Origin of the sequence: Roseovarius litorisediminis (genome assembly GCF_900172295.1) — a bacterium.
Classification (GTDB): domain Bacteria; phylum Pseudomonadota; class Alphaproteobacteria; order Rhodobacterales; family Rhodobacteraceae; genus Roseovarius; species Roseovarius litorisediminis.
The window spans coordinates 118,215-139,609 of record NZ_FWFL01000004.1; the positions used below are offsets into that span (position 1 = coordinate 118,215).

Here is a 21,395-nt window from a genome sequence, read left to right on the forward strand (position 1 = left end):
ATGGTTTTTTCCGACAACATTCATCTGAGGGAGCCGAGAAAATTCGGCGAATTTTCTATGTTGTGGCAAAGCACCCCTCCTCAAACGCCGCGCAGGGCGCGACGCGACTCCTGAAGGGGCACTGGTCATGAAACTTATCCGCGTCACGCTTTGGCAATTACCGCTCACCAGCCACGAAACCTATTACATGGCGGGCGGCAAAACCTGCGATACGACATCTTCGGTCATCGTCAGGCTCGACACCGACAGCGGTGTTTCCGGCTGGGGAGAGGTCTGCCCGATCCCGCATTACCTGCCCGCCTATGCCAGCGGTGTCGCCCCGGCAATTGCAGAAATGGCACCGATCCTGCTGGGGGCTGATCCGGTTGGTCCCGAAGCGCTGATGGAACGGCTTAACAGGCATCTGCAGGGACATCCCTATGCGAAATCCGCCCTTGATACGGCCCTGTGGGATATCACAGGTCAGGTGGCAGGCTTGCCGCTCTACGCGTTGCTCGGGGGACGGCAGGTGGCGGATATGCCGCTTTATCACTCGATCACCTGTGTAGCACCCGATGAAATGGCCCGCATGGCGGTTGACGCTCAACAACGGGGCATGACCCAGTTTCAGGTCAAGCTGGGCGCCGATGGCAACTGGCAGGCCGACGTTGCACGACTGACTCAGGTGCGCGAGGCGGTTGGCACAGACGCGCTGGTTTATGGCGACTGGAATTGCGGCAGCAACACGCTGAACGCCACGCGTGTAGGACGCGCCGTGTCCCATCTGGATGTAATGTTGGAACAACCCTGCCCGACAATCCCCGAGTGCGCCATGGTGCGTGCCGCCTGCGGCCTGCCGATGAAACTGGATGAGGCCGCGCATAACACGGCCAGCCTTTTGGCAGGACATGCTGCGGGATGCATGGATGCGGTCGCCCTGAAACTCAGCAAATTCGGCGGACTAAGTGCGATGCGGCAAGCGCGTGATCTGTGTCTCAGTCTGGGCACGCGTATGTGCATTGAAGACACCTGGGGCAGCGACATCACCACTGCCGCCGTGTTGCATCTGGCAGCGGCAACACCGGCGCGGGGCCTGATGAACTGCTGCGATCTAAGCCATTATGTCGGCCCACGTCTGGCCCCAGATGGCCCCACGCGCGCCAAAGGCCGCATTGCCCCGCCCGAGGGCGTTGGCCTTGGCATCACCGTTGACGAGTCCCTTTTGGGCACACCTGACATGGTTCTGAATTAGGAGAACAATCATGCTGAAAATCGGCACACAATCAGAGTGGATTGCCCGCGCACAGGCTGTATTGCCCGGTGGTGGTTTTGGTAATTTTGATCCCAATATCATCATCCGCGACGGCAAAGGCAGCCGTGTCTGGGACGAGGACGGAAATGAATATATCGACTATCTGATCGGCTCTGGCCCGATGATGCTGGGCCATGGCCATCCGGAAGTGCTGGAAGCCGTTTTCGAGCAGCTACCCAAGGGGATGACCTTTTTTGCCAATAATGCCGCCGGGATCGAACTGGCTGAACAGATCTGCGATGCGGTCCCTTGCGCACAGCAACTGCGCTATGTTTCTTCGGGTGGCGAGGCGGACATGTATGCCATCCGCGCCGCGCGCGCGTTCACGGGCCGCGACAAGATCGTGAAATTCGAAGGCGGCTATCACGGCATGTCCGCCGAGGCCCAGATGAGCCTTGCTCCCGCCCGCACGGTCAACTTCCCGCAGGCCGTCCCGGACAGTGCAGGCATCCCCGACAGCGTGGCGGCTGAAATGCTGATCGCACCGTTCAACGATTTCGACTACATCCGCTCGCTTCTGGCCGAGTATGGCGAACAGGTTGCCGGCATCATCGTGGAGCCGCTGCAGCGGATCATCCCGCCGCTGCCCGGATTTCTGCAGCTCCTGCGTGACGAGGCCGACAAACACGGCATCGTTTTGATCTTTGACGAGGTTGTCACCGGATTCCGCTTTTCCTATGGCGGTGCTCAGGAACTGTACGGCGTGACCCCGGACATTTGTACGCTGGGCAAGGTCATCGGTGGCGGCTTCCCCCTCGCCGCCATCGCAGGCCGCGCGGACATCATGGCGCATTTCGATAAGGCCGCAGTGGGGCCTGAAAAGTGGATGATGCAGCTTGGCACGCTGTCGGGCAACCCGGTGGCGGCCGTGGCGGGGATGAAAACCATGGAAATCCTGCGCCGCGAAGGCCAGTACGACCGGCTGCGCCAGACCGGACAGCAGATCATGCAGATGACGCATGCCGCCCTCGACAGGCATGGGATCCCCCACCGTGTTGTTGGCCACCCTACGCTTTTCGAGGTGGTATTTACCGCTCGAAAAGTGCGTGACTATCGTGATGTGATGAACTCGAACACAGCAGCGCAATCCGCCTATAACTCGGTGTTGCACTCAGAAGGGCTGTTTAAATCGCCAGGTAAGACTTACCCCTCTCTGGCAATTACCGACGATGATCTGGAACGGACACAAGCCGCCATTTCCAAGGCCGCAGACCATCTGGCAACCCTCGGCTGAACCTTTTCCTGCCGTCATGTCGCGGTCACAAAACTGCGGCATGCAACGTCAGAATAAAATATTTCACAACCTTCTTGATTGACTTTGTGGAATATTTTTTTACTCTCAAGAAACTTGTCGGCCTGTGAATTTATGAGTGTCCGTTTTATTCGAAAAACAGTCGATTTTGGATTATTATTGGTGTACCGTCGAAGGCATGACTGGACCAAATTTGATCCAATCTAAATGGGGCCACGCCAACAGAGCCCTAAATATAACCAAACTGTCCAAACGGGAGGACATCTGAATGGATACCGATATTGGCGCATTGACGGTGATATTCACCGAGTTTTATTACTGGGTGACTATACCGCTCATGTTCCTGATTCACGTAGGCTTCTGCATGTACGAGGTGGGCGCCACCCGCCGTAAAAACCACATGCACACACTGATGAAAAACACCATGCTCATCCCACTGGTGACCATCACCTTCTTCTTCTTTGGATGGTGGATTTATTTTGCCTTCCCTAATTTTGGCCCCTTCCCCGGTGCCAGTCTAACACAATCTGACAACGCGGTTCCTTGGGGTGAGCTGATGGGCACCCATCTGGGCGGCCCTGGTGTTGCCAGCCAAGACCCGGTCATGGGTTACGGCGTTGAATTGGGCAACGGCTTTTGGGCGCGCATCAACGGTGTGTTCTGGGCGGCGTTCCTGCTGTTCTCATGGACGGCGGCCTCGATCGTATCAGGTGCCACCATTGAACGCATTCGCCCCTCGGCCTTCTGGATTTTGGCCGTTGTCATTGGCTCGTTCACCTGGATCATCGACGCCGCATGGGGCTGGCACCCGGATGGCTGGATGGTCACGAAGCTGGGCTATCATGATGCCTATGCCTCGGGTGTTATCCATGCCATTGCTGGTGGTTTCGCGCTTGGTGTGATTTGTGTTCTGGGTCCGCGGCTTGGCAAATTTGCTCCCGACGGCACCCCGCGCAACATCAACCCGCATAACAAGTGGCTGGTCACAATCGGTCTGTTCATGATCTATTGCGGCTTCTGGGGCTTCTATGTGGCCTGTAACGTGCCGATAATTGATCACCAGTCATTGGGCGGTGCCGAGGGTGTTGTGAACTTCACAGCAACCACAATCTATCTGACACCAACCACGCTTTCAGCCATTACGTTCAACTTCCTGATGTCACTATCTGGCGGTCTGATTATGGGCTACGTGGTGTCCAAAGGCGAAGCATTCTGGACATACTCGGCCGGTCTGGCAGGGGTCATCACGGCATCAGCCGGGAACGACCTTTACCACCCGATTCAGGCGATGATCATCGGTGCGATCGGTGCCTATTGTGCCTACAAACTGCACTTCTGGGTCGAGCGTAAGTTCAAGATCGACGATCCGGTAGGCGCGGTTGCGGTACATGGCTATGCCGGTTTCATCGGCCTGATCATCTGTGGCTTCATGCTCTGGGGTCACCCGGCAACGGCGGCCTATCATGATCCGGCGACGCTGATCACACCTTGGGGCCAGTTGGCGGGCGCCATCATCATGTTTGGTGTTCTGGGCTTCTTGCCTGCCTTCATCGTCTCGAAAATTCTGATGGGCATGGGCATGCTGCGGGTACCGCCTGCTGTTGAACTAGTCGGTCTGGATCTGAGCGAAGAGATCGCCGAGGAAATGGATGCCATCGAGGTATCCGAGGCCGACATAGCCGAGGCCAAGCGCCTTGGCCTGCTGACGTAAGGAGGACTATTCCATGTCAACGACACAAGTGACAACTTGGGCAGGTGCAGATCTATCGCAGATTGGTCCGATTTACCCAATGGTGGGCACAGAGTTTATACTCTTTCTCATCGGGCTTGCCTTCTGGCTGCTCTTCCACGTCATACAGGCCAAGATCGAGAAAAAAGAGTTCGAGGCCGATGAGGCCGCGGCGCGCTCACCTGAGCGATTAAAAAGGGTGTTTGAAGAGGAAGCGCACGAATAGGCGCGTCATCTTTGACCTGAAAAACAAAGCGGCCCCTGTGTGTCAGGGGCCGCTTTTCGGTTGAATGACGGGTATTCCCTCAGATCTGCCAATATTAAAGCGTTTCTACTTAAACCTGAGACAGGGTTAAGTGGAAACGCAGTGAAACATACAAATGTTGCAGGCGTTTCGATAAAACCCGTGATTCAGGTTTTTCTCGAAACGCTTTTGCCAACACTTGAAGCTACCGACCCTGCCGGTTTTCCCACCTGTCCACCCAACCGCGATACCACAGATCAGCCGCTTTCAGAAAATGCGGCTTGTTGAATGGATGCAACCAGTGCCGGTTAAATCGGGTGTCGGAATAGGCCGTCTTGCCCCGCATGTCACCCATTGCCTGGTACGCCGCCTTGGCGCCCAGATAGGGGGCCATTACCGTGCCGGAACCAGAAAAACCCATGGCATAGTGCAGCCCGCGATCTGATCCGACGTGGGGCATATGCGAAAAACTGTATCCGGTGTTTCCGGTCCAGACGTGGCTAAGTTTTACATCTGCCAGGACGGGCCAGATCTCGCACATTGTCTGGTGTTGTCTCTTTGCCGCTGTAGCCAGGTCGATGTTGGTCATCGAGGCACGTCCACCAAACAGGATACGTCTGCCATCCGGCGATATACGGTAATAGCTGTGGCGTGCCCGGGTCTCGACCATCATCCGCCGCCCTGGCGCGATATGCCCGATCAGGTTGGGGGGCAGTTCTTCGGTGGCGATCAGATAGCTGGGCAGCGGAAACACCCGCGCCGCATGCCAGCCAAACGGTTTGGTCGTGTAGCCATTCGTCGCCAGCAGCACCTTATCCGCCCGTATCACCCCCTTGGGCGTACGCGCCTCAAATCCCGCACCGGCTCGCTCCAATGCGTCAACCCGTGCATGGGCCACCACCGGAATGTCCTTGCGCCTTACAGCCCGCAACAGCCCTTGGTGAAACTTGGCCGGATGGATCGCGCAATGCTCGGAAAAAACCAACCCGCCAAAATACCGGTCCGTTTCAATTTCCTGCTTCAGGTCGTCGCGTTCAACGATCCTGACCTGGACCTCGCTTTTGTCTCTCACTTGGCCTGCCAGGCGTTTCTGGTTCTCAAAATGCGATGCGGTCCAGGCCAGTTGTACCCGGCCGCTTTCCTGCAGATCACACTCGATGCCCTGTTCGGCAATAAGCCCCCGGGCCCAATCCAGTGCTGGTTTTGCCTCGGCGAAAAGCGCATCTGCCGTGGCTGTTCCGAACCGCGCCGCAAGATCATGCCACCCCAGCCGGGGGTGTGCCCCGAACATCCCGCCATTGCGGGTCGAGGCGCCCTGCCCCGGCTCGTCCGCGTCAACCACCACCACCTGCGCACCGCAATTCTGCGCCGCCAGCGCAGCCGACAGGCCTGCATAACCCGCACCGATGACCAAAAGCTCGCATTTCTCAGGCAGGGCTTCGTTCAACGGGCTCTGCCCTTCAAGGGCGTGCCACCAATAGGGATATCCCCTTTCAGCCTCGTCAGTCCAACGGATCACCATTCTGCAGCCTCTCTTCTTTGGCTCTTAAAGCAAGAAGGTAAATTTGAAATTTGCCTGTATGCCGTCAGGAATAGTGAAGGTTTCGCGATGATTGTCTACCGCCGAATGCTGGTAGTTGTCCGGCCAGTCGGGCCAGACGGCCCAGACGGCCCAGAACCAGCACCAACGTATCTGACAAATCCCCTGCACTTGTTTTCCGGTAATAAAAATGGGGTTTTACGGAATGGCTCTGTTGCCCCGCCCCCCACGTTGACCTCGCGCATACGTGAACTTTAAGAAACAAATAGTTTCTCGGATTTTCAACAGTTCATGCTGCTGACAGTTGAGTGCCCGATTTTGGTCACTTGTTTCCGCCAAACATAAACTTGTAACGAGTTGGTAATGAGTTGGGTCAAAAGTACGAGTTTTTAAAAGTCGTTGTTTGACGCGGGCGGCGGTTCTTCGACCTGGGGGAATCGCCGCTTTTGCGTCATATGACGCCTTTTGGTCACTGCCCGCGATCGGTACTGCCAAATTTCAGATGCATTTAGATTTTTACGGACCCGCAGGTCACTTCCTGTAAAATCCCGGTTTTGGGACGAAAATAATTTCAATGATGGTCGACAAGCGCACGAGGCACCGCAAACGGTGCGCGTCGAGCGCGTTAATGTTGAAAGCGGCGGGCAGGCGATTGTGGGTGCCGTAAGCCATCGGGGGAGGGTTGAGGATGAAAAGTAACGGTAACCCCCTGGACCCCACGCAAAGGCTCAGAGATGCGCCCAGATGCAGCGCAAGGCCAAGTCTACGGGCCAACGTTGCCGCAATCCTTCTAAGCAAGGTTGGAACGTCTGCCGCCTGCACGGCGCTGGCGGTGGTGCGCCATCGGGTTCAGCCCATCTGAACTATAAACATGGACTGCGGACGAAGCAGATGGAAGATATACGGAGGTTGGTTTCAGTTCTCGATAAAGAGGCGCGGGATTTTATCGACGGATCGGAGTGATTTCCTGCAACTGCAGGTGCCCAAGAGTCCTCGACGTGGTGTAGAGCACGCAGCCAACTTACGTCGTTGCTGGAAACGATAAACTTCATAAATTACCACACACCCTACCGGCCAAGTGTCACATAGTCAGGCATAGGGCCGATTGATGAATGTCATTCGTGCAAAGGCTGAAAAGGAGGCCGGTAGCGCGGATGCGGTGCGCACCTGCAATTCTCAGGACCCGGTCGCAGGATTTTTTTGAAGGCCTCGAGCCATACTGGAGATTTTAGAAAAAATAAGCGGTGACCTCGGGAGGTGAGCCCACCGCTTATTTGAATGGCTCGCCACGGGAGGAGGTGCAGCGGACCTTTTCAGTGTGCAGTTTGCTTTCGGGAGGAGGTGAAAGCTTGCTGCAAATTTATGCCGGGGTCTCTGGGAGGAGAAAGTCCGTCATAAATCTTATGCATCATTGACTAAAAGCCATGCTGCGTCGCGGCAATAGAAAATGCTGCAATGCAGCTATGTGTCTCGCGACTTGCCAGAATTTAGTTCGATCCTGGCGCCGGATGCGCAAAAATTCCGCGTTATGTGCACGTTACCGCGCGCCTCCCTTGTCCAGGTGACTTGAAAACTGCAGTCTTGCTAGCAGATCTTCGTGCCGTATGCAGCGCAGGGCAGCTTTGCGCCCGCACTGGACCTGTCAAATTCTTGCTGCATGCGCTCGCAGCCTGGAGAATGCCGCTACTGCGAAAAATCCAGTGCCGCTTGGCCACATTGTCGGGATGCGGCAAGGGGGCAGGCAGATCATTTGTAGTGATCCCCGGCACCTCGCGCCGCCGTAACTCCCTTTCCCACTCGGTCTTGTACTCGGTGGCTCCTTCAATCCAGCGGTCATGCAATATCCTGTTGGCGCTTTCGGTTCCCGAATGTCCGGTTCGCCATAAGCGATGGCCAAGGCGTAAAAGCGGACATGACCAAGATCTCGGCTGCTCCTGAATAGCTCCTCAACACCGCTTAGCCGACATCTGATAGAAAGCCTCAGATGACCAGGTCGAGCCCGAAACGGATGCGGTCACCGTTCCGAACCGACCATTTTTGTGTCGCCTTGGTGACGGCCACAGTGCACTAGCTTCTAGGTGCACGATAAAATTTCAGGCTCATTTCAGTACAATTTTGAGTTCCAAACGTTCCGGCATGTCAGAGGTGAACAACTCCAGGCTGTCGTCAGGCAATTTCCAGACCGGCGTTGAGCGCCGAAGGTCGCGTTCCAGCGTTATACCGCCCAGGGTGACTTTGGCCTTGAACTGACCTTCGAACTCTTCTTCCACGTCCAGGGAAATCTGATAACCAGGGTCGGCGAAGAAAGGCAGGTTCTTGCCTTCAAACTGCTGCTCTTCGGGGTTGTAACCTTCAATCAAGGCATCCCGGACGTAGCGTTTTATCTTTACGATCTGCAGTTGGGCCCAATAGTCATTACCTGCCTTTCGGAACGTGCCGACAGCTTTGCTCAGGTAGATCTGTGCCATCATGTAGTTGTCGTATTCATCCTGCTCGATCAGGTTGGCGGCCTTTTTAAGTTCCTCCTTGGCCAGCGAAACCGCCAGTCCCTTGAGTAAATTCGCGCCCACCTTGCCGGCGAAGGCCCTCTTGCCCTGCTGACCGGTCAGCGTCGACAGGGCCAGATCCGACTCCTTCAGGCTTCTGACAAGCACCGACTTGTCGGTAAGCAACTTCAGGGTCTGCTTGTATCCTTCGGGAGAGAACCGCTGCAGATGACCGGCGACCTCCACCTCGACCCCTCGGATCATTTTTTGCAACTGCTGCGAAGTCAGGTTCTGTTTCTCGAGCTTAAACAAGAAACCCACCGCATCCTTGGCCGCGCGCTTGATGGTCGAATCCAGCAATTCGCCCGGATAGATCGTCTCGGCCATACCAAGGTTCAGCCAGGGTGACTCACCCTTCCGGTAATCGTCCAGCCTGCCACCCTTGTACTCGTAATAGCTGGGCTCGAATATGATGTTAGTAACAAACTGGTTAACTAGTTCAACGCCGACGCCTACGGGCCCGGCCTTCGCAGACTGGATCAGTTTTCTGGCCGCATCGGCCCATTCAACGGTCAATTGCAAGGCCAAGGCATAGTAGCCTGCAGACAACAGCTCGTCCGCAAAGAAGTCCACGTCATCGGCCGCGTCGATCATCGCCTCGCGCGCCCGTTCGCGCACGCGCTTGAGCTGTTCCAGCGCCTCGACATTGTCTTTCAGGTCAGCCTCGACAATCTTCATGATTTTGGTGATCGAGTCGAAATCCAGCTCGATTTCCGCGTCGTTGGTCCAGACCGAGGTGACCACGAACCGAGTTTCGTCCATGAATTCCCGCAGTTCGACGTCCGCTTTGGCATGTGCCCGTTCAGCAGCGTCTAAACGCTCTTGGGCACCTTCATGCAGGCGTTTGGCAGTCAAGTAATTCTCCCTGTCGCGCGCGATACGGCGCTCTGCATCCCTTTCGACCAACTCCAGATCATCGCGCAACATCTTTAGCCGATTGCGGTCGGCGTCGGGGATGTCGGGCAGCCTGATCTCTTCGCGTTCGGTGGCGATCTGAGCCAGTTCGGCTTCAAGTGGCCGTGCTTCTTCGTCAAGCTCCTGCATGCGGGTGTTGGCGAATTCGTCGTCTGCAGGATATTGCTTGAACAGGTAATCCACAGCCTTTTCGATCTCGCCCAGGCGATCGCGGATGGCGGCCTCCCTGACTTCAAGCCTTCTGAAGGGATCAGAGTTTTCGATTTCCTCGTCGCTGCGACCATAACGATCCAAAATATCGACAATCTTGCGCTTCAGCTTGTCAACGGGCGCCCGTATCGCGGTCGCGTTTTCTTCGTGAGCTTCGGCGGCATCGCCCAGTTCCTGCCACCGCATGTCCCTTGTTTCCTTGGCCAAGTCATAAGCCTTCTTGGCCTGCCGGTTGGCATGGCGCAGAAGAAAACTTTTTTCCGAAAGCTCGCTGTCATCCACGATGACATCCCCCAGCAAGAACCACGGATCGGCAAAGAGCGGGCGCGGGGCGTGCGCGGTCCGCTCCAACTCCTGCCGGGGCGTTTTGCCCTGCGCCAAGGCCATCTGTATGTAGGGATTACCGACACACAGCCCGTCAGAACCTTTTTGCTCGCAGTTTTCTTCGACATAGATGCCTTTGGACAGCTCGATATAGGTGATGACATCCCACCATCTTGCCTGATGGTCCTTAAACCGCTCCGAAGTTTCAAAGCGGTCCCGGAGCATTTTTGAGGGATAGGTCGAACGTGTTTCCACCAGCTTTAGTAGGTCGTTAAAATATTCATTAACCCAATCGAAAACGGCATCATCGGCCGAGGTCCTGATGCGCTCGGAATTCTTTCGGATTTCCTGATAGCTACACAGCCCATGTTTGTACATTTTAATGCTGTGGGTACGCGCTTGCTCGTCGGACCAGGACGGATCCGCTTTGCCCGGCGCGGTTGGACATTCCCCCTGCGCCAAAGTGACTACACCGGAGCTGAAGACAATCCCAACCGCCACTAGCATGTAGCTGATATTTCGAAATAGAGACATTCCTCGCTCCAATCTTGGCCATTTCGTCAACGGTTCTTCTGAAGAGTGGTGCACGGGGCTCCATTCACTATTCAAAACCGAGCGCGTCTTGTTGCGCAGACCTTTACGATCTATTGGCTGCCGATGAGCGACACGATGCCAAAGGCACTCTGAACGGTTACGGTCGAGACATTGGGAGCCGTTTCGACGTTCACCTCATAAATCGTTTTGACAACCATGCCGGGTACCACCTGTGGATTGCTGCCAAGCAATTCCTCGGCCACCCAAGCTGTCAGTTTCCCGACATCGCCGCTCATACTCTGGATGCTGCAAAACGGAGTTACTTCACCCTCCGAAAAACCGAAGGAGCTGATGATTGGTTGAGCCTGCAAGAGTTTGACATAGCTTGCCGTTACGTTGGGATCATTCGTTGCAGCCGGATCAAGTGGCTCCCACCCGTTTGCGGTAGACAGCGCATCATAACGATCTTCGCCAACATCCGATGCCAGACAGACGGCCGCAAACTCCGCTATGAGCACGTCAGTCACTTCGTTTGCGTGCGCCAGCGGAGCCCAAGCACAGCTGGTAACAGCGATCACGACAAGTGTGCTGGAAGCCTTTGACATTTCAAAATCCATCTCGACCCCTATGCGGCACTATATCACACGATCCGGCCTCCAGAAAGGAACCAACCTTGCAATGTCCGCTGAGCAGACCTTGGTGCTTAGCGCAGCGAAGGTCCGGAACCGCCCCTCATGTCAAAGGAAGAAGCTACATGACCGGCCCTTTCCAGCCATTCATCAGCTGAGCCGGAGCGACGGTGCAGCGGTCCCAATCCGGACGTTGATCTCCTGTGCAGCATTTCAAAAAGAGCAGTGACCAGCTCGCGGGATTTAGTTGTCATTATGCGTCATTAACCGACCCAAAGTTCATCGCTGCGCAGCAGCCAATCCAGTGACGTAACATGACTCAAGTCGACTTTCGCCAAGTATAGAGACCTCGCCCGGCGAGAAATGGATGGAAATCGTTGGCATTGGGTCTTGATGGAACGACACTTGATTGGAAGCAGATGAAGCGGTCAACACACCCCGGTGTTCGTTTCTTTGTCTTGCGCCGTCTCAATGGCTTTCAGAAGTGCCGCGAGGTACGCAATCGTATCGCCGGTGGCGTCTTCCAGATCGGGCGCAGCATCTCGCGTAACGGAAAGATGGCCATCTGCTCCTCGCGTAACCCATCCCTTCTCTTGCAGCGTAACCACCTTCCGTCGGACCGTCTCTCTCGGGATGCCGGAATACTCCGCGACCGAATGTATGTTGATCGGGAGCTGCTTGTCGTTAACTTCATTCCAATTGGTTAGCTGGCTAAGCTCGGCAAGCTCCGGCGTCCACTGCTCGGTCTGCGTTCTGCTGCCGATCACGGCCAGCACCAGCGCAAGATCGAGATCACCGTCGAAACGCTTTCTTAGTTGCACGAGCAGACGGGTGAAGCCCACCAGATGCACTGGCCAAACCGTGCCGAAATTTGCCTTAATGAAAGCGCCTTGTTTGGTATCGCGTGTCGGCATGAAAGCAAACTCCTGAGGTTCCGCCCATTTTGGGCGGAAATGTTCTTGATATGCAATGAAATCTAATCAACACTAATTTTTGAAATAAAATTAGCCAAAATCGCGTGATTACTCAGCGAGTTTCAGTTTGCTTGGCAACCGCTCAAGAGCTTACTTGGAGGAAGAACGCCGTATGTGGACTGGTTCGCCAAAACATATCCCAAGCATAACCGCAGCGGTGGTTTTTCTACTGGCGTGTGGAGACAGTCCCGCCGAAGCTCAGGACCGGGACCCGATGCTTTTTCATGATGCCAACGGTCTAAAAATACGCGGGCATTTGCAATTCGGTCTGAATGCGGTCAGCGAAAGCAACTTGTTCTGGGACCTTGCCGCGACAACCGCGCCCGCGAGCGGATTCGATCCCGATACGGAATGGCTGGAGGGCTACATAAAGCCCGGCCTCAGCTTTGAGTTTCAACTCGATACGGGTGCGGTTTTCTACGGTAAACTCTCTGCAGTCTCTTCCTACACTTGGGGCACCGACGCGTTCGATACGGGCGACAATGGCGCGACAACTCTGGAAGAGGCGTATCTCGCCATCCGAGGCGATCTGGGCACAGGCCTGTCGTATGACGTTTCGCTGGGTCCGCGTGAACTGACCCTTGGCACAGGTATGCTGATCGCGAACGGTGCCACCAGCGGGTTCGAGCGCGGTGCGCTGAAATTCGGGCCGCGCAAGGCCTGGGAAATGGCCGCGATCGGGCGCTTGTCCTACGGGAATGCCGCCGGGACGGCCTTTTATCTCGATCCGAACGAATTGCCTTCCACGGACGGCAACAACGAGCTGGCGGGTATTGACCTGCGTTACGACGAACCGCAAGGCGGCTATTTGGGTGCGACTTTCGTCAGTGTGCTCAATTCCGGCTCCCCTTATCCGCAGGCTGCACCGGGCGGGGTCGGCGCGCCGACTGTGACACCGGGCGCACGAGAGGACACCAAAACGCTTGGCTTTTATGCCAAAACGAACCCTTTCGCGGGCACTTTGGAGAATTGGACTTTCACAGGTGATTTTGCCTACCAATGGAACGACAGGATCGACATGGAGGCTTGGGCCGGGCGCGTGACAGTCGGCTACACCTTTGCCAGCCTGCCCTGGTCGCCGAACCTCACCTTGGGCTATCAGACCTTTTCCGGAGACGATCCGGACACAACGAAGCTCGAACGGTTCGACCCCCTTTATTACCAAGGCAGTCCGAGCGCTTGGGCGACGGGGTCAAAATCCGCTTCGACGTTCATCAATTCCAACGTGAACGCGCTGACGCTGGCGCTGCGGGTTGAGCCGACGCGACAGGACAAATGGACGTTTCGGTATGCGCATATCCGTGCGAACGAGTTGAACAGCCCGGTCCAGTTCGGCCAGGCGACCCGCGTTAATATCAACGGGAATGTGGTTTCAGGCGTCACCGATGCGCATCTCTCCGACGACCTGTTCCTCGAATACAGCCGCGTAATAAATCGCAACATGTTCTTGACCACAGGCGTCTCGGTCTCCTTTCCCGGACAGGCCATCGACAACGTCATTGGCCGGAACGCATCCCCTTGGACAGGAGGTTTTCTCAATGTCGTCGTCAACTTCTAATCTCATCGCATTGGCCATGGGTGTTGCTATCGCACTTAGCGTACCAACCGATGCGGACGCGCAATCCGCCCCGCTGTCGGCGCAGGACTCCGACCCGAACGTGATGGGCTGGATGCAGGGGTTTCCTCCGCCGGAGGACAAGATCATCACGCAACCCGACAGCGTTTATTTCAGCTTTCCAAGGCTGCGCTGGTCGGTCTGTCACCTGCGAGAGTTCCTGCCCACCAAGGAAATCAGCCGCGGCCTCGGCGCGCCGATACCTTTGATCTATCCGTCACCGTCCGATTTTGCCGACATGCGAGCAGAGATCGACGCGGTCACCTTCACGCCGCAAAACAGCAACGAAGAGATGACGTGGGAAGAGTCGCTCTACGCCAATTACACTGACGGCATGCTGATCCTGCACAAGGGTGAGGTCGTCTACGAGCGCTACTTTGGCTGCCTTGAAGAAGACGGCAAGCACGCCATCATGTCGATGACAAAATCCTTCACCGGCCTTCTGGCCGAGATCATGGTTGTGGAAGGTGCGCTCGACGACACAGCCCTCGTGCGCGACATTATACCTGAGATCGGCGACAGCGCCTTTGCGACAGCCACCGTGCGGCAAGTCATGGATATGACCACGGGCGTGAAATATTCCGAGGATTACTCGGACCCCAACGCCGATATCTGGCTGTATTCCCGCGCTGCCAGCCCGCTGCCCAAGCCCGAAAACTATGAGGGTCCGGACGGTTACTGGGAATACCTCCAGCAGGTCGAGCCCGAGGGCAATCACGGCGATGAGTTCCACTACAAGACCATCAACTCCGACATGCTCGGCTGGATCATCAGCCGGGTGTCGGGCAAGGCGGTGACCGAACTGGCCGCGGAGCGTCTGTGGCGGCGCATGGGGGTCGAGCAGGACGCGTATCAGACCGTCGACGGTACCGGCGTTCCATTCGCGGGTGGCGGCATCACCGCGGGGCTGCGCGATCTGGCGCGGCTGGGGCACCTGATGCTAAACGAAGGCGAGCTGAACGGCGAGCGCCTGTTCCCAGCAGAGGTCGTGGCGAATATCAGCGACGGCGGCGACCAGTCCAAGTTCAGCGGCTTTTCTACGATCCCAGACGGAAGCTACACCAGTCAGTGGTGGGTCTTTCACAACGATCACGGCGCCTACGCCGCACGCGGCGTTCACGGGCAGACTATCTATGTTGATCCCACGGCTGAAATGGTTCTGGTGCGACTGGCCTCGTATCCGCGCGCGCAGAACGGCTTCATCGACCCCACCTCGCTGCCAGCTTACCAGTCGGTAGCAGAGTTCCTGATGTCGAGGAACTGATGAACAAAAAACCAAAGGATATCTATGGATCAGACGCGATGATCGGCCCGTTCTGCGCGGTGCTGATGGGGCTTTTCAGTCTCATTCTGACTGGCCTTGTCGCGTTTTCCGAACCGTCGTTCGCTCAGAACGCCGAGGCGAAGGCTGTAGCTACAGCCCCCTCGGCCGAACTTATCGATCCCGACATCTCGATTTAGGAACTCGCCCTTCGCCTAATCCCACTGACACGAGAGGAACTCGATCCGCTTGCAAGAGCCAGGCTGGAGATCTTCAAATCCAAGACTTGGGAGATTTCCGACCGACAGGTCGCTCTTTTGAGCGATCCATCGGCGGCCACAGAGGCGGCCCACCAGCAACTTGCCCGCTTGGTCAAAGACCGCGCGGGCCTTTTTGAGCGCTTTTCGATGGTCGTCGACGCCTTTGAAAGCAAAGCAGGCGATGAGGCTCTTGTGACTGAACTCCGCGCCTACCGGGATTCTGTACTGTTCAAAGAAACCTTGCTCGCAAGCCCAAAGGCCGTTGCGATTGCTTTCTGGACCTGACTGACGCGCCCCGATGGCGGGTTGCTCATCGTCAAGGATATCGGAATTGTCATCCCAGCGTTCGTGGCACTGTTGTTTGTATCACGCTTCGCAAGAGGTCTTGCAAGGCGGTGGTTTGGCCGTGTCCCCAACATGTCAAAAATACTGGAAGCGTTCTTCGTAGGGGCTGCTTTCTGGCTCATAATCGCTGTGGGATTGTTGTTCGTTCTGGCCGCGCTTGGCGTGAACGTCACGCCACTTTTCGCGATGATCGGAGGGGCCTCGTTCTTTCTGGCCTTCGCCTTTCAGGACACGCTGGGTAATCTCGCAAGTGGCTTGATGATCATGATCAACCGCCCCTTCGATGAAGGCGACTATGTCCAAGTGGGCGGCGTTGGCGGAACGGTCCGATCCGTCAGCATATCCACTTCGCAAGGTCATATCGTGCCCGACAAGTTTACAATGATATTTTGCATGACAATAGTAGCCAACAGGCTCACTTCGGTAGGTCTGGGCTGAGAATGCTTGCCTACAACCCCAAGGACGAGATTGGTGCACTCTATCTTTTCGACCAAGACGCACGCGAAGCCGCCAAAGAGCAACTACTAGAGGATATACCGAAACTGATCTTGGAAAATGGGGACATCATCACTGCGGAAGATTTCCACCTTGGAATTTACGATGAAACACCTGCCCACAAGGATGATATCCACAAGGCGATAATTGAAAACCCCGAGCTAGAAGTATTGATCTCGAGCGGTGGTGAGCGCCGCAAGGCACACACGATTAAATCCGCGGACACCATAAGACTAAAAAAGCAACGCAGCTTCTCTTGGAAATAAGTCAGCAACCACTACAAAAGGGTTCTACTGATCTGTTTTATATATAGAATTTGGTGCGGGCGGTGGGACTCGAACCCACACGGGCGTAAGCCCTTCGGATTTTAAGTCCGATATGTCTACCATTCCATCACGCCCGCATCTGGCGTTGTTGCAGTTGACGCGGGCAGGCCCGCAAGATGGGCGGACAATATCCTGTCTGCTTCCGGTGTAAAGACCGCTTTCCCACCTTTTATGGTGTCCGGAACGGATGACTGTCTTGCAGCACTGGCAGGCCTTAAAGCTCTTCCTCGACCTTTTCCAGAACCGTCAGAAGGTGCCGCTCTGACAGCCACGGATTAAGCGCAAGCGCCGCGCGCAGGACAAGCGCAGCCTCGCCCGTGCGATCCAGTGCAGCCAGCGTCAACGCCTGCCCGGTCAGGGCTGCAATGTGGCGGGGCGACAATTCGATGGCGCGCTCCAGATCGGGCAAGGCCGCCCGATAATCCTGCCGCAAAAAATTGACAAAGGCGCGCTGGTTGTACCCCTCGGCATAGTCCGGGCAATAATCCACCAGCGCATCAAGCGCCTTGGCCGCGCCGGCATAATCGTAGGATTCCCGCCGCGACATTCCCTCGTCCAGCAGCTCTTGTGCATAGGAATCGGGGGCATCGGCCCAAAACTTCCACATGTCGTTGGATATGCGCCTTGCTTCCATTTCGTTCGGGGCGTTCTGCACGGCCGCTATTAGCGCCGCCAAAGCCTCGGAATGGTCTGGGGCTTCAGGGCAGGTCTCGGCAAGCGTCGGGCTGGCCAGACAAAGGGCAAATATTGCGTATCTCATGGTTCAGGATATTCACACGAGATAGCCTTGCGTCAAATCACATCTGACAACGCGTTTTCCTTGACCGCCTGCATCGCCACATAGGTCGAAGTGTTGGCAACATGCGGGAGGGTCGAAATCTGCTCGGCCAGCACCCGGCGATAATCGCTCATGCTTTGGGTGCGGATCTTCATCAGATAATCGAAATTGCCCGCTATAAGGTGCACCTGTTCAATCTCGGGGATCTTTGCCACTGCGACATTGAATTCGGCCAATGCCGACTCGCGGGTGTCATGCAGACGCACTTCAACAAAGCTGACGTGAGCCAGCCCGAGCCGGATCGGATCAAACAAAGCGCGATAGCCGGTGATTACCCCGTCCTTTTCCAGACGCCGCAGACGTGCCTGCGTGGGCGATTTCGACAATCCGATTTCGCGCGCCAGTTCAGTTATACTTATCCGGCCATCCCCGGCCAAAACCCGAAGAATCGCCCGATCAAAGCGATCCAGATCATTTTGATCGTTCTGCACTGCAATACCCCCTTAAAATAGCTAAATAGACTTCGTTTACTACAATAAACAGGAAATTTAACTTACTCAATAATGATAACTTGGAACAATCAACCTTTGGGGATTTTTCCATGACAAACGACACTGATCTGCGCCGCGCCATAGACTTGGAAACCTACGCCAGTGAGGCCGAAACCATCGCCCAACTGGTCACCAGCGCGAACCTGACCGAAGCCGACCGCGCGCGCATCTGCGCCCGGGGCGCACGTTTGGTGACTGACATTCGCGGCCAGTCCAGCCCTGGGCTGATGGAGGTATTCCTGGCCGAATACGGCCTCTCGACCGACGAAGGTATCGCCCTGATGTGTCTGGCCGAGGCCCTGCTGCGTGTACCCGATGCCGAAACCATCGACGCGCTGATTGAGGACAAGATCGCGCCCAGTGACTGGGGCAAGCATATGGGGCATTCGACCTCGCCGCTGGTGAACGCCTCAACATGGGCCCTGATGCTGACCGGGAAGGTTCTCCACGAAGACAAAAAAGGCCCCGTCGGCCATTTGCGTGGCGCCATCAAACGCCTGGGGGAGCCTGTGATCCGCACCGCCGTTGCCCGCGCGATGAAGGAAATGGGCCGTCAGTTTGTTCTGGGCGAAAACATTCAGGCCGCCATGGACCGCGCAAAAGGAATGGAGAAAAAAGGCTACTCCTATTCCTATGACATGCTGGGCGAGGCCGCGCGCACCGATGCTGATGCCACCCGCTATCACCTTTCGTATTCCCGCGCGATCACCGCAATTGCGACTGCCTGCACCAACAAGGATATCCGTTCCAATCCCGGTATATCGGTCAAACTTTCGGCGCTGCATCCCCGCTACGACGTGGCTCAGCGCGACCAGGTGATGGAGGTACTGGTACCGCGCCTGCGCAGTCTGGCCCTGCTGGCCAAATCCGCCCGTATGGGCCTTAACATTGACGCCGAAGAGGCCGATCGTCTGGCCCTGTCGATGGACGTTATCGAAACTGTTCTCTCCGAACCCGCCCTGGCCGGATGGGATGGGTTTGGCGTGGTGGTGCAGGCCTATGGTCAACGCGCGTCCCATGTCATCGACTACCTCTATGATCTCTCCTCGCGGCTCAACCGTCGTATCATGGTGCGGCTGGTCAAAGGCGCCTATTGGGATACGGAAATCAAAAAAGCGCAGGTGGGCGGCATCGATGGATTTCCGGTTTTCACCACCAAACCGGCGACTGATATCTCTTACATCGCCAACGCCCGCAAACTGCTGTCAATGACTGACCGGATCTATCCACAGTTCGCCACCCACAACGCTCACACTGCCGCCGCCATTCTGGAAATGGCTAACGACAAATCGACCTTCGAGTTCCAACGCCTGCATGGCATGGGCGAGGCGCTGCACGACATTATCCTGCGCGCCGAAGGCACCCGCTGCCGCATCTACGCCCCAGTCGGTGCGCACCGTGACCTGCTGGCCTATTTGGTGCGACGTTTGCTGGAAAACGGCGCAAATTCCAGTTTCGTCAACCAGATAGTGGACGAAGACGTACCGCCCGCGGTTGTCGCTCGCGACCCGTTCGAAGCGATCAAGGACCCCACACCACATCTACCGAAGGGCCCCGAACTGTTTCAGCCGGAACGCATTAACTCCAAGGGGTTCGACCTTAAACATCAACCTACACTCGAGTTGATCGAAGCCGCCCGCGCACCTTTTGCCAAACACAAATGGCAAGCTGCTCCGCTGCTTGCAGGCAAAGTAAAACCACAAGAACCGCAGCCCGTGCAGAACCCGGCTGATCCGGCAGATCAGCCGGGCTCGGTTGCCATGGCCAGCCCCCACGACGTGGAAACAGCCTTGGCAAATGCTGCCCCCTGGGATGCCAGCCCGGCCGAGCGCGGCGAGGTACTCAACAAGGTCGCCGATCTTTACGAGGAAAACTTTGGCGAGATCTTTGCAATCCTTTGCCGCGAAGCCGGCAAATCCATCCCCGATGCCGTGGCGGAACTGCGTGAAGCGGTTGATTTCCTGCGTTACTACGCAGCCAACGCGCCCGCCGCCGGGCCAGTTGGCACATTCACCTGCATCAGCCCATGGAACTTCCCCCTGGCCATCTTCACCGGGCAAATCGCAGCCGCATTGGCCGCAGGCAATGCCGTACTTTCAAAACCCGCTGAACAAACCCCGATCATCGCGCATCTGGCTGTCGGCCTGATGCACAAGGCCGGCGTGCCCGCCACCGCGGTTCAGCTTCTGCCCGGCATGGGCGACGTCGGCGCGGCACTCACCTCGGACGCCCGTGTCGGCGGCGTGGCTTTTACCGGTTCGACCGAAACGGCGATGAAGATCCGCACAGCTATGGCCAAGAATATGGCCCCCGGCGCACCGCTGATTGCCGAAACCGGCGGTATGAACGCAATGATCGTCGATTCAACCGCGTTGCCGGAACAGGCCGTGCAAGCCATTGTTGAAAGCGCCTTCCAATCAGCCGGTCAGCGCTGCTCAGCCCTGCGCTGCCTTTATGTGCAGGACGACATCGCCGATTCTTTCATCGAGATGCTGACCGGCGCCATGGACGCACTAAACGTTGGCCTGCCCTGGAACCTGTCCACCGATTGCGGCCCCGTGATTGATGAAGAGGCAAGAAGCGGTATCGCCGACCATATCCAGACCGCCCGCGCCGAAGGCCGCCTGATGCACGAACTGATGACGCCAAATGCCGGTACCTATGTGGCACCCACCCTGATCCGCGTGAACGGTATCGGCGATATGACGCGCGAAATCTTTGGCCCGGTCCTGCATCTTGCAACCTTCAGCTCGGACGAGCTTGATCAGGTGATCAACGCCATCAACGCGACCGGTTATGGCCTGACCTTTGGGCTGATGACCCGGATCGACGACCGGGTGCAGCACGTCACCGAAGCGGTCCATGCAGGCAACATTTACGTCAACCGCAACCAGATCGGCGCGATCGTCGGCTCGCAGCCTTTTGGCGGCGAGGGTCTGTCGGGCACCGGCCCCAAGGCAGGCGGCCCGCACTATCTGACACGCTTTTCAGCCGCCCCTGCACCGCAGGCCGGCAGCCAATGGTCAAGCGACATGTCCGCAACCGACGTACAGGGCGCCCTGGACAAGGCCAACGCCAAACCGCGCGGCGCGCGTCAGGATATTGTCCTGCCCGGCCCCACGGGTGAATCCAACCGTCTGACCGCCCATGTCCGGCCGGCGCTTCTGTGCCTTGGACCTGACGCAGAAACAGCGGCGGCACAGGCCAAAGCCGTGACCGATCTGGGTGGCGTAGCGGTTGCGGCCACCGGTCATGTGGCACCCGAGGCCCTGACCACCCTGGGTGGCCTGGCCGGCGTGCTGTACTGGGGTGATGTGGACACCGCGCGCGCCTACACCAAAGCGCTCAGCGCGCGCTCGGGTCCGATCGTGCCGCTGATCACCGGCCTGCCCGACACTGGCCACGCGCTGCACGAACGCCACGTCTGCGTCGACACCACCGCAGCGGGCGGCAACGCGGCCCTTCTGGGGGGGGCCGCCTGACAAAAACCGCCCGGAGCCTTTGAAAGCTCCGGGCCACAAGCCCAGCCCCGGAATTGACCCTTTCCCGGGGTGGAAAATCCGGCTAGCGTGCGGG

17 protein-coding genes and 1 tRNA gene are annotated in these 21,395 nt (G+C 56.9%); 11 read left to right on the plus strand and 7 right to left on the minus strand.

Features of this window, described 5'->3' with window-relative positions:
• Positions 1 to 127: 127 nt before the first annotated feature.
• The 4 genes from PEL8287_RS09065 to PEL8287_RS09080 all read left to right on the plus strand — a co-directional run bounded on the left by PEL8287_RS09065 (position 128) and on the right by PEL8287_RS09080 (position 4,498).
• Positions 128 to 1,231 (plus strand): mandelate racemase/muconate lactonizing enzyme family protein, encoded by a 1,104-nt coding sequence (locus PEL8287_RS09065; protein WP_085892075.1) that lies wholly within the window; start codon positions 128 to 130, stop codon positions 1,229 to 1,231.
• Positions 1,232 to 1,241: 10 nt separating this feature from the next.
• Entirely contained in the window at positions 1,242 to 2,525 is a 1,284-nt protein-coding gene (locus tag PEL8287_RS09070; protein ID WP_085892076.1) for an aspartate aminotransferase family protein, read from the plus strand.
• Positions 2,526 to 2,811: 286 nt separating this feature from the next.
• A complete protein-coding gene (locus PEL8287_RS09075) occupies positions 2,812 to 4,254 on the plus strand; it encodes an ammonium transporter (protein WP_085892077.1) in 1,443 nt (480 codons plus the stop codon).
• A 13-nt stretch (positions 4,255 to 4,267) separates the two neighbouring features.
• A complete protein-coding gene (locus tag PEL8287_RS09080) occupies positions 4,268 to 4,498 on the plus strand; it encodes a hypothetical protein (protein ID WP_085892078.1) in 231 nt (76 codons plus the stop codon).
• A gap of 223 nt (positions 4,499 to 4,721) precedes the next feature.
• On the opposite strand, the gene PEL8287_RS09085 is transcribed toward PEL8287_RS09080, so the two are convergent.
• From PEL8287_RS09085 to PEL8287_RS09105, 4 genes are all read right to left on the minus strand, one after another.
• Positions 4,722 to 6,038: an NAD(P)/FAD-dependent oxidoreductase gene (locus tag PEL8287_RS09085; protein ID WP_085892079.1), complete on the minus strand. Its 1,317-nt coding sequence runs from the start codon at positions 6,036 to 6,038 to the stop codon at positions 4,722 to 4,724.
• Positions 6,039 to 8,155: 2,117 nt separating this feature from the next.
• The gene (locus PEL8287_RS09090; protein ID WP_139837748.1) at positions 8,156 to 10,585 is read right to left on the minus strand and encodes a hypothetical protein; all 2,430 of its coding nucleotides are present in this window, start codon (positions 10,583 to 10,585) and stop codon (positions 8,156 to 8,158) included.
• Between the two features lie 110 nt (positions 10,586 to 10,695).
• A complete protein-coding gene (locus PEL8287_RS09095) occupies positions 10,696 to 11,202 on the minus strand; it encodes a hypothetical protein (protein ID WP_085892081.1) in 507 nt (168 codons plus the stop codon).
• A gap of 440 nt (positions 11,203 to 11,642) precedes the next feature.
• Complete coding sequence (locus tag PEL8287_RS09105; protein ID WP_085892083.1) at positions 11,643 to 12,128, minus strand: hypothetical protein; 486 nt, start codon at positions 12,126 to 12,128, stop codon at positions 11,643 to 11,645.
• Positions 12,129 to 12,402: 274 nt separating this feature from the next.
• Here PEL8287_RS09105 and PEL8287_RS09110 point away from each other — a divergent pair, with 274 nt between their 5' ends.
• The 6 genes from PEL8287_RS09110 to PEL8287_RS09125 all read left to right on the plus strand — a co-directional run bounded on the left by PEL8287_RS09110 (position 12,403) and on the right by PEL8287_RS09125 (position 16,430).
• Positions 12,403 to 13,746: an alginate export family protein gene (locus PEL8287_RS09110; RefSeq protein WP_085892313.1), complete on the plus strand. Its 1,344-nt coding sequence runs from the start codon at positions 12,403 to 12,405 to the stop codon at positions 13,744 to 13,746.
• On the plus strand, positions 13,727 to 15,067 hold the full coding sequence (locus PEL8287_RS09115; protein WP_085892084.1) for a serine hydrolase domain-containing protein: 1,341 nt from the start codon (positions 13,727 to 13,729) through the stop codon (positions 15,065 to 15,067). Before PEL8287_RS09110 ends, PEL8287_RS09115 begins: the two co-directional genes overlap by 20 nt.
• Positions 15,067 to 15,264, plus strand: coding sequence for a hypothetical protein (locus PEL8287_RS20295; protein WP_235862261.1), 198 nt, complete (start codon positions 15,067 to 15,069; stop codon positions 15,262 to 15,264). Before PEL8287_RS09115 ends, PEL8287_RS20295 begins: the two co-directional genes overlap by 1 nt.
• Positions 15,265 to 15,381: 117 nt before the next feature.
• Positions 15,382 to 15,609 (plus strand): hypothetical protein, encoded by a 228-nt coding sequence (locus tag PEL8287_RS20300; RefSeq protein ID WP_235862262.1) that lies wholly within the window; start codon positions 15,382 to 15,384, stop codon positions 15,607 to 15,609.
• 132 nt (positions 15,610 to 15,741) lie between these two features.
• Positions 15,742 to 16,107, plus strand: a complete 366-nt coding sequence (locus PEL8287_RS20305) for a mechanosensitive ion channel domain-containing protein (protein ID WP_235862263.1) — start codon at positions 15,742 to 15,744, stop codon at positions 16,105 to 16,107.
• Positions 16,108 to 16,109: 2 nt separating this feature from the next.
• Positions 16,110 to 16,430, plus strand: a complete 321-nt coding sequence (locus PEL8287_RS09125; protein WP_085892085.1) for a hypothetical protein — start codon at positions 16,110 to 16,112, stop codon at positions 16,428 to 16,430.
• 51 nt (positions 16,431 to 16,481) lie between these two features.
• On the opposite strand, the gene PEL8287_RS09130 is transcribed toward PEL8287_RS09125, so the two are convergent.
• From PEL8287_RS09130 to PEL8287_RS09140, 3 genes are all read right to left on the minus strand, one after another.
• A tRNA-Leu gene (locus tag PEL8287_RS09130) sits at positions 16,482 to 16,567 on the minus strand.
• Between the two features lie 137 nt (positions 16,568 to 16,704).
• Positions 16,705 to 17,250, minus strand: a complete 546-nt coding sequence (locus PEL8287_RS09135; protein ID WP_085892086.1) for a tetratricopeptide repeat protein — start codon at positions 17,248 to 17,250, stop codon at positions 16,705 to 16,707.
• A gap of 32 nt (positions 17,251 to 17,282) precedes the next feature.
• A complete protein-coding gene (locus PEL8287_RS09140) occupies positions 17,283 to 17,765 on the minus strand; it encodes an Lrp/AsnC family transcriptional regulator (RefSeq protein WP_370737917.1) in 483 nt (160 codons plus the stop codon).
• 104 nt (positions 17,766 to 17,869) lie between these two features.
• Between PEL8287_RS09140 and putA the strand changes: the two genes are divergently transcribed.
• On the plus strand, positions 17,870 to 21,301 hold the full coding sequence (putA, locus tag PEL8287_RS09145; protein ID WP_085892314.1) for a bifunctional proline dehydrogenase/L-glutamate gamma-semialdehyde dehydrogenase PutA: 3,432 nt from the start codon (positions 17,870 to 17,872) through the stop codon (positions 21,299 to 21,301).
• Positions 21,302 to 21,395 lie beyond the last annotated feature (94 nt).

Bases quoted from the DNA above. Each gene is read 5' to 3' on its own strand.
- PEL8287_RS09065 (WP_085892075.1), top strand. From the start codon at position 128: ATGAAACTTATCCGCGTCACGCTTTGGCAATTACCGCTCACCAGCCAC.
- PEL8287_RS09070 (WP_085892076.1), top strand. From the start codon at position 1,242: ATGCTGAAAATCGGCACACAATCAGAGTGGATTGCCCGCGCACAGGCT.
- PEL8287_RS09075 (WP_085892077.1), top strand. From the start codon at position 2,812: ATGGATACCGATATTGGCGCATTGACGGTGATATTCACCGAGTTTTAT.
- PEL8287_RS09080 (WP_085892078.1), top strand. From the start codon at position 4,268: ATGTCAACGACACAAGTGACAACTTGGGCAGGTGCAGATCTATCGCAG.
- PEL8287_RS09085 (WP_085892079.1), bottom strand. From the start codon at position 6,038: ATGGTGATCCGTTGGACTGACGAGGCTGAAAGGGGATATCCCTATTGG.
- PEL8287_RS09090 (WP_139837748.1), bottom strand. From the start codon at position 10,585: ATGTCTCTATTTCGAAATATCAGCTACATGCTAGTGGCGGTTGGGATT.
- PEL8287_RS09095 (WP_085892081.1), bottom strand. From the start codon at position 11,202: ATGGATTTTGAAATGTCAAAGGCTTCCAGCACACTTGTCGTGATCGCT.
- PEL8287_RS09105 (WP_085892083.1), bottom strand. From the start codon at position 12,128: ATGCCGACACGCGATACCAAACAAGGCGCTTTCATTAAGGCAAATTTC.
- PEL8287_RS09110 (WP_085892313.1), top strand. From the start codon at position 12,403: ATGCTTTTTCATGATGCCAACGGTCTAAAAATACGCGGGCATTTGCAA.
- PEL8287_RS09115 (WP_085892084.1), top strand. From the start codon at position 13,727: ATGTCGTCGTCAACTTCTAATCTCATCGCATTGGCCATGGGTGTTGCT.
- PEL8287_RS20295 (WP_235862261.1), top strand. From the start codon at position 15,067: ATGAACAAAAAACCAAAGGATATCTATGGATCAGACGCGATGATCGGC.
- PEL8287_RS20305 (WP_235862263.1), top strand. From the start codon at position 15,742: ATGTCAAAAATACTGGAAGCGTTCTTCGTAGGGGCTGCTTTCTGGCTC.
- PEL8287_RS09125 (WP_085892085.1), top strand. From the start codon at position 16,110: ATGCTTGCCTACAACCCCAAGGACGAGATTGGTGCACTCTATCTTTTC.
- PEL8287_RS09135 (WP_085892086.1), bottom strand. From the start codon at position 17,250: ATGAGATACGCAATATTTGCCCTTTGTCTGGCCAGCCCGACGCTTGCC.
- putA (WP_085892314.1), top strand. From the start codon at position 17,870: ATGACAAACGACACTGATCTGCGCCGCGCCATAGACTTGGAAACCTAC.